Genomic DNA, 9,469 nt, shown 5'->3' with positions numbered 1-9,469 from the left:
CAGCCGAGCGTGGGGGAGTTGACAACCGACGACAACGCGGCAGATGTGCGTGCCACGCCCCGCGACGCCGGCATGATCCAAACGACAGGCCCTAGCGGGCACCCCGGCTCCGCGCGGAACTGGGGCCGGCGGGCACCCCCTGGGCCGTGTCCGAGGAGTCCCGCTGTTCGCCCGGATCGTGGGGCGGGCGGGACTTTGCCCCCACGGCCCCTCCCGCAGCACGGGCGGGGCCACGACCTCGGGGACACCGCCTAGGGCAGGTTCAGGTCCAGGACGCCCACGGTCTGGTCACCGCTGGTCTCGCCGTTCGGGCGGAATCCGAGCCCCAGATAGAAGTTCCCGGGGCCGTCGGGTCCCGGGTGCCAGGTGACGTAGAGCTGCTTCGTGCCGCGTCGGCGCAGTTCCGCCGCGACGGACTCGACGGCGAAGCGGCCGTACCCCCGTCCCTGCTCCCCGGCCGCGATGTTCAGCCGCCACAGGCCCGAGCGGCGGACGCTGCCGTCCTCGTACCAGTCGATGTCGAGGAAGGCCATGAGGAAGCCGACCGGGCGGTCGCCGTCGACGATCAGGCGGGGCCAGGCGACGCCGGGATGGACGTAGGCCTCGGCGAGGGACTTCACGACGGGGGCGACCGCGTGCTCCTGGTCGGGGCGGACGCGGACGCCCAGGGCGGCGTCGAGGTTCGTGGGGGTGATCTCTTCGAGGCGCGGGCCGCGTGTCGACATGCGCGCACCCTAGGCGGGCGTCTCGGCCCCCGGCCAATGGTTTCCGCAGCGCGTTCCGCCCGGGCTCGCTCAGCCCAACTGCCGGTACCTTCCCCGGAAGTACGCCAGCGGGCCCCCGTCCGCACTCGGCACCCGGGCGGTCAGGACACGGCCGATCACCAGCGTGTGGTCACCGGCCGGCACGCGCTGCTCCGTGCGGCACTCCAGGACGGCCAGGGCGCCGCCGACCAGCGGGGCGTCGGTGTACTCGCCGCGCGTGTACGGGACGTCGGCGAACAGCAGCCGGTCGCTGACGCGGCCCTTCATCGCGAAGCGTCCGGCGATGTGCCGCTGGCTCTCGGACAGGACCGAGACCGCCCACAGGTCCCGTTCCTCCAGCAGCTCGTCCATGCGGGAGCCCGCACGCAGGCTCACCAGCACCAGGGGCGGGTCCAGGGACACCGACATGAAGGCCGTGGCCGTCATGCCCACGTCCTCGACATCCGGCGCCGAGGGGTCGTCCGGGTCGAGCGAGGGCTCCTGCGCGGTCACCAGGACCACGCCCGAGGCCAGCCGGGACATGGCGGCGCGGAACTCGTCGTTGCTCACCCCCTCAGCATGCCCGGAGGCGGGCGACGGAATGACCGGGGACGTGGCGGCGGGAGTGTTCGGCACACCCGGAACGCTAATCTCCGTCCCGCGGGCCCCGCATCGGACTCCCGCCCGATCACGGTCCTAGGACCACCGACGGACATCCGCGGTCGTGTGACGGGTACCGGGGAAATACCTGTGCGCAACCTGACAAAGTTTGCGTTCGGTAGACGGACGTGAAAACGCAGAAACTCCACTCAATTGTTCAGGTTTGCCTGTGACTTGAGTCACAAGGGGCAGGAATTGTTGACCCTGTGTACCGAGTGAGCAGCGCGCTGTGATTCAGTGGCGGGGAAGCTGCCAGGGCGATACGCCGACGAGAACCCTTGAATCGCTGCGAGTAATCGGGGGGAGGGCGAGCATGGAGACCGAGTCGGAGCCCTACGTCCGCCTTGCGTCCCTGCGACAACTGCACCAGGTCATGGCCGACATGAACACGGCCCGCAGCCTGGCGGACACACTGCAGACCGTCGCGGAGGGCGTCGTCGCGGCCCTCGGGTACGAGCTGGCGTGCGTGAACCTCGTACGGCCGGACGGCGACCTCGTCGTCGCCGCCTTCGCCGGGAACCCCGCCGCCGAGGCCCTCATCACCGGCCGTGTCGGCTCGCGCGAGTCCTGGGAGCGCCGTCTCGGCATGGGCGAGCACTGGGGCGACCTGGTGTTCATACCGCACACCGAGGGCTGGGTCCTCGACGACGACGACGTCCCGCAGTGGTACACCGACGGCCCCGCCCCCCGCTTCGAGGACGAGTGGCACCCGGCCGACCGCCTCTTCGCCCCCATGTACGCGCCCGCCCCGAAGGGCAGCGGGACGTGCGGCGAACTGATCGGTGTGCTCTCCGTGGACCGGCCGCGCAACGGCCGCCGGCCCGGAGCCTGGGGCCGCGAGGCGCTCCAGATGTACGCCTTCCAGGCCGCCATCGCCATCAGCAACGCCCGGCTGCGCGCCAACATGCAGCGCGCGCTCGTCCGCCTGGAGCGCGAGCAGCAGGCACTGCGGGCGAGCGAGGAAAGCTTCCGGCAGGCCTTCGAGTACGCACCGTCCGGCATGGCCATCGCCGAGATGGGGGGCGACCAGCACGGACGGATCTTGCGCACCAACGACGCGCTGTGCCGGCTGCTGGGCCGCCCCGCCTCCGCGATGCGCCGCTACTCCTTCTCCGACCTGGTCCACCCCGAGGACATAGGCACCCTGCTGCGCACCTCGGCGGAGGGCGGACGCGCGGAGCTGCGCCTGGGCCGCCGCGACGGCACGTACGTGTGGGTGTCGCTGCGCAACAGCGTCGTCGCGGACGCCGCCGACGGCCCGCGCTTCCTCCTCACCCACGTCGAGGACATCGAGGAGCGCAAGCGCCGCGAGCTCCAGCTCGCCCACCGTGCCTCGCACGACTCGCTCACCGGCCTGCCGAACTCCGCGGAGCTGCGCTCGCGCCTGTCCGCCCGGCTCTGTCAACGCGCGTCGTCCCCGCACACCGCCGTGGAGTCGGTCGACGCGGCCTACGGCCATCCGGACTTCGACGTGGTCGGGCCCGGCTTCGACTTCCGGCAGGGCGCCGAGCCGTACGACGCCTACGACCACCATGTGCACACCGTCGCCCCGGAGGGGAGCCACGACGACGGCACCAAGGGCCTCGCCGTGCTCTTCTGCGACCTCGACGGCTTCAAGTCGATCAACGACCGGTTCGGGCACAACGCGGGTGACGCGGTTCTCATCGAGGTCGCCCGGCGACTGAGCAACGGTGTCCGCGACGGTGACACCGTCGCCCGGCTCGGGGGTGACGAATTCGTCATCCTGGCCGACGGGCTCGGCCGCGCCGACGCGCAGGACCTCGCGGTCCGCCTCCGCAACGAGATCATCCAGCCCATCCGCGCCGAGGGGCGGGCCGTCCGGGTCGGTGCCAGCTTCGGCATCGGATGGGCACACTGTGGAATGACGGCGGACGAAGTGTTGAAATCCGCTGACGAGCGGATGTACGTCGAGAAACGATCTCGTCCCAAACAACACAGACGCGCCGGGTGAATCCCTGGTCAGCGAGTTGATGCGGTCTGAGTCACCCGTTTGGGTCTCTGGGAGCGGGTAGGCTCGCTAACTCACCCGTGTACCGCATGCACCGCACCTGACTGAGGAGACCAAGGGATGACGCCCGGCAACAACGGCGCGAGCACGCCCGAGGACGACGACCCGTTCGGCTATCTGTACGCCGACGGGCAGGCCAACGGAGCCCAGCCGCCGTCCGGGGGCTACGGCTACCCGAATTCGGTCAACCGCGTCAGGGCGGTCGGCACCCGCCAGTACGGCCAGCAGTCGCAGAGCGCGCAGGCGGCGCCGTACGGCCAGGTCCCGCAGCAGCAGGGCGCGTACAGCCAGCCGAACGCGCACTACGCCGCGCCGGAGACGCTGCCCGGCGGTGCCACCACCGCCCAGCAGCAGGTGCCGGGCGGCGGTGGCGGTGGCGGCCGGGGTGGCCGTGGGCCGAACCACAAGGGTCTGCTGATCGGCGCGATCGCGGTGGTCGCCGCGGTCGTCATCGGCATCGGTGTGGCCATGCTGGGCGGCGACAAGGACAAGGACGGCGCGTCCGACGAGGTGGGCACGAAGCCGACCCAGTCCCAGGACGCGAAGCCGAGCCCGTCGGCCAGCAAGGGCGGTGCAGCGTCGCAGGCGGAACTCCCGAAGACCGACGCGAAGGCGTTGCGGCTCGGGCCGGGAGTTTCGACCGCGTCGGACATCAAGGGCTCGAAGGCCGACGGCGGAGTCTATGTGACGGGCTTCAACCACGTCGGAGCCACGGTCACCTGGACCGTGAACGGCATCGAGAAGGCCGACACCTACCGGCTGTACGTGCGCTACGGCATTCCCGGCGTGGACGCCAACGCCACGCTGGTGGTCAACGGCGATGTCCAGGACCGGCCCGTCAACATGAAGAACTTCGGCGGGCAGCCCAAGGGCGACTGGGAACGGGGCTGGCAGGAGACGTGGTCCAACGTCAACCTGACCAAGGGCACCAACACCATCGAGATCGCATGCAACGAGGGCAACCAGTGCGACGCAGTGCTGGACAAGCTCTGGATCGCTCCGGAGCAGGGCCAGTAGAGCGGTAGCGGTCTCGCAGAGGGCCGGGCCGGTGAACCAACCGGCCTCAGGCCGCGCTGACCTCCCCCGAAACCGTCACCCGACCCAGCAGCTCCTCGTAGACCCCCCGGTCGAACTCCCCGGCCACCGGTGCGCGCACCGTCGCCGCCGCCAGGGCCGTCGCCCGGGCGAGGCGGGTCGGCCAGGGGAGGTGTTCCGCCAAGGCCGAGAGCAGGCCTGCCACCGTCGCGTCGCCCGCGCCTGTCGGGTTGCCTCGTAGCGAGGCCGGTGGGAGGGCTCGCCAGCGGCCTTCCCGGGCGACTGCCAGGAGGCCTTCCGGGCCGAGGGAGGCGACGACCGCTCCCGCGCCCCGGCGGCGGGCGTCCTGGGTGGCTCGCAGGGGGTCGTGTGAGCCCGTGAGTTCCGCCAGTTCGTCGGCGTTCGGCTTGATGATGTCCGGGCGGGCCGCGACGCCCCGGCGCAGGGGCTCGCCGCTCGTGTCCAGCAGGACCGGGACCGAGAAGGAGCGGGCCGTGCGGACCAGGCCCGCGTACGCGCCCACCGGGACGCCCGGCGGCAGGCTGCCGCACAGGGCCACGGCCGACACCCCGGGGAGCAGGTCCTCGTAGGCCTCCTGGAAGGACGACCATTCGGACGGCGTGATCGTCGGTCCCGGTTCGTTCAGCTGCGTCGTGTCACCGGTGTGTTCGTCGACCACGGCGACCGTGCGGCGGGTCGCGCCCGACACCGGGACCAGCGCGTCCACCACCCCCGGCACCGCCGCGAGTCCCTCCCGCACGACCCGGCCCGTCGCCCCGCCCGTGAATCCCGTCACCGTCACCTCGTGCCCGAGCGCCGCGAGCACCCGGGCCACGTTGACGCCCTTGCCGCCGGGGCGTTCCGTCACCTCGGAGACGCGGTGCGAGGCGTGCGGCCGGAGGGACCGCACGCGGTAGGTGATGTCGAGAGCGGTGTTCAGTGTGACCGTGAGGATCACCCGGGCCGACCTCCCCCGATGTGCGTGCCGACGTGAACGTGCAGGTAGCCCGATCATGCCAAAGAGACGGCGGTCGGCCCAGTCCTGGAGTCGGCCACCGTCTCCCGACTGCGGGACGGATCAGTCCAGTTGGGGACCGACCACCCATTCGCCCCGGCGCATCACGCCCTTCAACTCGTAGGCGGAGTCCAGGATCAGCAGGTCGGCGTGTTTTCCTGGCTCCAGTGAGCCGATCGTGTCGGCCATGCCGAGCAGACGGGCCGGGGTGGCGGACAGGGCCGTCACCGCGTCCTCGACGGAGAGGCCGTCGACCGTGACCGCCCGCTTGAACGCGCGGTCCAGGGTGAGGGTCGAGCCGGCGATCGTGCCGTCCTCCACCAGCCGGGCCACGCCGTCCGCGACCTCCACCTCCAGCGGGCCCAGCCAGTAGCGTCCGTCGCCGAAACCGGCCGCGTCCATCGCGTCCGTGATGAACGCGACCCGGTCCGCTCCCGCGTGGTGGAACGCCAGTCGCAGCGCGGCGGGGTGCAGGTGCGTGCCGTCGTTGATCAGCTCGACCGTGACGCGGTCGTCCTCCAGGAGCGCGGTGATCGGGCCGGGGGAGCGGTGGCCGAGCGGCGGCATCGCGTTGAAGAGGTGGGTGGCGACGGTGGCGCCCGCGTCGATGGCCTCCACCGTCTGCTCGTACGTGGCGTCCGTGTGGCCGATCGCCGCGATCACGCCGTGGTCGGCGAGCAGGCGTACGGAGTCCAGGCCGCCGGGGAGTTCGGTGGCCAGGGTGAGCATCCTGGCCTGGCCCCGGGCCGCGTCGATCAAGGTGCGGACGTCCGCGGGGTGGGGGTCGCGCAGAAGGGCCTCGGAGTGGGCGCCCTTGCGGCAGGGGGAGATGAACGGGCCCTCGAAGTGGACACCGGCGATCTCGCCCTGCTCGGCGAGTTCGCTCAGCAGGCCGGCGCGGCGGGTGAGGAAGTCCATGTCGCCGGTGACGGTGGAGGCGACCAGGGTGGTCGTGCCGTGCAGCCGGTGGGTGTGGATGCCCTTGAGGATGTCGTCGACGGAGCCGGAGGTGAAGGAGGCTCCGCCGCCGCCGTGGTTGTGCAGGTCGACGAAGCCGGGGATGACGTAGTGGCCGGTTACGTCGATGACGTGGGCGTTTTCGGGGGCGGTGGCGGTGAGGTGGGTGCCGTAGATGGCTACCTGGCCGTTTTCGACGGTTCCTGTGGGGAGTACGACGGTTGCGCCGGTGAGGACCGTGGGGTGTCCGGCCGTGGCGGGGTGCGGGTGCGTCGTGGTTGTTCGCGCAGTTCCCCGCGCCCCTGGGGCGTCGGTCATCAGGGCGTTACCTCCATGCGGTCGGTCGATGCCAGAAGGTCCCAGGCCAGCAGGCCCGCCCCCAGGCAACCGGCGCTGTCCCCCAGCGCCGCCGGGACGAGTGTCGGCTGTTTCTGGAAGGTGATGCGGCCGCGGATCGCTTCCCTGAGCGGCGTGAACAGGGTTTCCCCCGCCTCCGCCAGGCCGCCGCCGATGATCAAAGTGCGGGGGTCCAGCAATGTCAGGGCCGTGACCAGGCCGTCGGCCAGGGCGTCGACCGCCTGCCGCCAGACCGCCTCGGCCCTCGGGTCGCCGGAGTCCACCGCCTTCGCGCAGTCCGCCGCGTCCGCGCCCGGGTCGCCGGAGGCCGCGGCCCAGGCCTCGCTCACGGCCGCCGCCGAGGCGAAGCGTTCCAGACAGCCGCGCTGTCCGCACGGGCAGGGCGCCCCGCCGGGGCGTACGACGATGTGGCCGATCTCGCCCGCGAAGCCGTGCGCGCCCGCCTCGACCCGGCCCTCGACGCCGATGGCGCCCGCGATGCCGGTGCCCAGTGCCACGAACAGGAACCGGTCCGCGCCCCGGCCCGCGCCGACCCGCCCCTCGGCGAGGCCGCCGGTGCGCACGTCGTGGCCGAGGGTGACCGGGACGCCGAGCCGCTGCGCCAGCAGGTCGCGCAGGGGGACGTCGCGCCAGCCGAGGTTGGCCGCGTAGACGGCGACGCCCCGGGCCTCGTCGACGATGCCGGGGACGGCCACACCGGCGGCGGACGCGTGCGTGCCGAAGTGCTCGGTGCCGTACGCGCGCAGCTCGGAGGCGAAGTCGAGGATGCCCGCGACGACGGCGTCCGGCCCCTGGGCGCGTCCGGTGGCCCGGCGGGCCCGGTGCAGCACCTCGCCCCCCGGCCCGGCCAGAGCGGCCTTCATTCCGGTGCCGCCCACGTCGAGGGCGATGACATGTCTCACGGGGACAGTGTGACCCGGGGACCCGCAAGAGGTCTAGTCCACTCACGTGGTGTAGACCTTGTTCCGGATATCGAAATCTTTCGGCGGCGGAGACGCCGGGGTTGGTGCGGCGGAGACGCCGGGGTTGGGGAAGAACAGCAGTGCAGCGGCGGATGGCAGGAACGATCGCGGTGGTGTCCGCACTGGGCATGACGGCGGTCCTCGGCGGCTGCGGCCTCACGGGCGGCTCGGCCGACGTGACGTTGAAACTGGTCGCCGCCGACTACGGCGACAACGCGGCCAACAGCTCGAAGAAGTACTGGGACAGGCTCGCCGAGGAGTACGAGGCCGACCACCCCGACGTCGAGATCGACGTCAGCGTCTACTCCTGGAACGACGTCGACCGCAAGGTCCGGGAGATGGTCGCCGCCGGTGACCCGCCGGACATGGCGCAGATCGGCGCGTACGCCGACTACGCGGCCAAGAACCAGCTCTACAAGGCCGACGACCTGCTCTCCATACCCGTGCAGGCCGACTTCGTCGGGCAGCTGGCCTCCGCGGGCCAGGTGAAGGGCGTGCAGTACGGGATGCCGTTCGCCGCCTCCACACGCGTGCTCTTCTACAACAAGACCCTCTTCGCCAAGGCCGGCATCACCCCTCCCGAGTCCTGGAACGACCTGGCCGAGGACGCCGAGGCGCTCAAGGCGGAGGGGGTGAAGTACCCGTACGCGCTGCCCCTCGGCCCGGAGGAGGCGCAGGCCGAGACCATGCAGTGGATGCTCAGCGGCGGGGGCGGCTACACCGACAGCGTCGACAGCTACGCCATCGACTCCCCGGAGAACATCGACACCTTCTCGTGGCTGAAGGAGGACCTGGTCGGCAAGGACCTGACGGGGCCGGTCGCGCCGGGCGAGCTCAACCGGGCCGCAGCGTTCGCCGCCTTCGCCAAGGGCGAGGTCGGCATGCTCGACGGCCACCCGTCGCTGATGAAGATCGCCGCCAAGGGCGGCGTCAAGTACGGGATGGTGCCCACGCCGGGCCGCGAGGGCCCGAGCAGGTCCACGCTCGGTGTCTCCGACTGGATGACGGCGTTCCGCAAGAACGGCCACCGCGACCAGGTGGGCGACTTCCTCGACTCCGTCTACAGCGAGAAGAACGTGCTGGCCTTCTCCCGCGAGTACGACCTGCTGCCGGTCACCTCCTCCGCGTCCGGCACCATGGCCGCGTCCGAGGAGGACCGGCACCTCAAGCCGTTCCTGGAGGAGCTGTTGTCCTCCGAGCTCTACCCGGTCGGCAAGACCTCCTGGGCCGACGTCGCTTCCCAGGTCAAGGGGCGGATCGGCAAGGCCGTCGCGCCCGGTGGCAGCCCTTCGGGCGTCCTCGGCACCCTGCAGGCGGCGGCGACCCGGGCGGAGAGCGCGGAGTAGCTCCGCTGTCGGTGGCAGGCGTTACGGTGCCGGGCATGGACGAGGACACGGGTGAGCAGGGGCTCGGGCGCCGGGAGCGGGACATTCTGGCGCTCGAACGCCGGGGCTTCTCCGGGCCCGGGGTGAAGGAACGGGCCATACGGGAGGAGCTGGGGCTCGCGCCCGTGCGGTACTACCAGCTGCTCAATGCCCTGCTGGACGATCCCAGGGCCCTGGCCCATGATCCGGTGACGGTCAATCGGCTGCGGCGGATAAGGGAGAGGCGGCGCGCGGAGCGCTGAGGAAGGGGGGCGTCCGGCCGTGGCGGACTGCGGGTCCGTTGTGGTTGTTCGCGCAGTTCCCCGCGCCCCTCGGAGGTACCTGCC

Annotated in this window: 9 protein-coding genes; 4 read left to right on the top strand and 5 right to left on the bottom strand. The window is 71.6% G+C overall.

The window, feature by feature from the left end; all coding sequences use genetic code 11:
* Positions 1 to 251 precede the first annotated feature (251 nt).
* The gene (locus tag ACFY5B_RS13480; RefSeq protein WP_389968483.1) at positions 252 to 725 is read right to left on the bottom strand and encodes a GNAT family N-acetyltransferase; all 474 of its coding nucleotides are present in this window, start codon (positions 723 to 725) and stop codon (positions 252 to 254) included.
* A 69-nt stretch (positions 726 to 794) separates the two neighbouring features.
* Positions 795 to 1,379, bottom strand: coding sequence for a flavin reductase family protein (locus tag ACFY5B_RS13475; RefSeq protein WP_389968481.1), 585 nt, complete (start codon positions 1,377 to 1,379; stop codon positions 795 to 797).
* Between the two features lie 337 nt (positions 1,380 to 1,716).
* On the opposite strand from ACFY5B_RS13475, the gene cdgB reads away from it, so the two are divergent.
* Positions 1,717 to 3,375 carry a diguanylate cyclase CdgB gene (gene cdgB / locus ACFY5B_RS13470; protein WP_389968479.1) on the top strand — a complete coding sequence of 553 codons (1,659 nt, stop codon included), beginning with the start codon at positions 1,717 to 1,719 and terminating at the stop codon, positions 3,373 to 3,375.
* 117 nt (positions 3,376 to 3,492) lie between these two features.
* Positions 3,493 to 4,449, top strand: coding sequence for a carbohydrate-binding protein (locus tag ACFY5B_RS13465; protein ID WP_389968477.1), 957 nt, complete (start codon positions 3,493 to 3,495; stop codon positions 4,447 to 4,449).
* 46 nt (positions 4,450 to 4,495) lie between these two features.
* On the opposite strand, the gene ACFY5B_RS13460 is transcribed toward ACFY5B_RS13465, so the two are convergent.
* The 3 genes from ACFY5B_RS13460 to ACFY5B_RS13450 all read right to left on the bottom strand — a co-directional run bounded on the left by ACFY5B_RS13460 (position 4,496) and on the right by ACFY5B_RS13450 (position 7,698).
* Positions 4,496 to 5,425 carry a 1-phosphofructokinase family hexose kinase gene (locus ACFY5B_RS13460; RefSeq protein WP_389968475.1) on the bottom strand — a complete coding sequence of 310 codons (930 nt, stop codon included), beginning with the start codon at positions 5,423 to 5,425 and terminating at the stop codon, positions 4,496 to 4,498.
* A gap of 120 nt (positions 5,426 to 5,545) precedes the next feature.
* Positions 5,546 to 6,757 carry an N-acetylglucosamine-6-phosphate deacetylase gene (gene nagA, locus ACFY5B_RS13455; RefSeq protein ID WP_389968473.1) on the bottom strand — a complete coding sequence of 404 codons (1,212 nt, stop codon included), beginning with the start codon at positions 6,755 to 6,757 and terminating at the stop codon, positions 5,546 to 5,548.
* On the bottom strand, positions 6,757 to 7,698 hold the full coding sequence (locus ACFY5B_RS13450; protein ID WP_389968471.1) for an ROK family protein: 942 nt from the start codon (positions 7,696 to 7,698) through the stop codon (positions 6,757 to 6,759). Before ACFY5B_RS13450 ends, nagA begins: the two co-directional genes overlap by 1 nt.
* Before the next feature lie 152 nt (positions 7,699 to 7,850).
* Here ACFY5B_RS13450 and ACFY5B_RS13445 point away from each other — a divergent pair, with 152 nt between their 5' ends.
* Positions 7,851 to 9,104 (top strand): ABC transporter substrate-binding protein, encoded by a 1,254-nt coding sequence (locus ACFY5B_RS13445; RefSeq protein ID WP_389968469.1) that lies wholly within the window; start codon positions 7,851 to 7,853, stop codon positions 9,102 to 9,104.
* Positions 9,105 to 9,139: 35 nt separating this feature from the next.
* The gene (locus ACFY5B_RS13440; RefSeq protein ID WP_389968467.1) at positions 9,140 to 9,385 is read left to right on the top strand and encodes a DUF3263 domain-containing protein; all 246 of its coding nucleotides are present in this window, start codon (positions 9,140 to 9,142) and stop codon (positions 9,383 to 9,385) included.
* Positions 9,386 to 9,469: the final 84 nt, after the last annotated feature.

Origin of the sequence: Streptomyces sp. NPDC013187, assembly GCF_042899705.1 — a bacterium.
In the GTDB taxonomy this organism is placed as follows: Bacteria; Actinomycetota; Actinomycetes; order Streptomycetales; family Streptomycetaceae; genus Streptomyces; species Streptomyces hawaiiensis_A.
This window is presented reverse-complemented; position numbering and strand designations above follow the sequence as displayed.

Bases quoted from the DNA above. Each gene is read 5' to 3' on its own strand.
- ACFY5B_RS13480 (WP_389968483.1), bottom strand. From the start codon at position 725: ATGTCGACACGCGGCCCGCGCCTCGAAGAGATCACCCCCACGAACCTC.
- cdgB (WP_389968479.1), top strand. From the start codon at position 1,717: ATGGAGACCGAGTCGGAGCCCTACGTCCGCCTTGCGTCCCTGCGACAA.
- ACFY5B_RS13465 (WP_389968477.1), top strand. From the start codon at position 3,493: ATGACGCCCGGCAACAACGGCGCGAGCACGCCCGAGGACGACGACCCG.
- nagA (WP_389968473.1), bottom strand. From the start codon at position 6,757: ATGACCGACGCCCCAGGGGCGCGGGGAACTGCGCGAACAACCACGACG.
- ACFY5B_RS13445 (WP_389968469.1), top strand. From the start codon at position 7,851: ATGGCAGGAACGATCGCGGTGGTGTCCGCACTGGGCATGACGGCGGTC.
- ACFY5B_RS13440 (WP_389968467.1), top strand. From the start codon at position 9,140: ATGGACGAGGACACGGGTGAGCAGGGGCTCGGGCGCCGGGAGCGGGAC.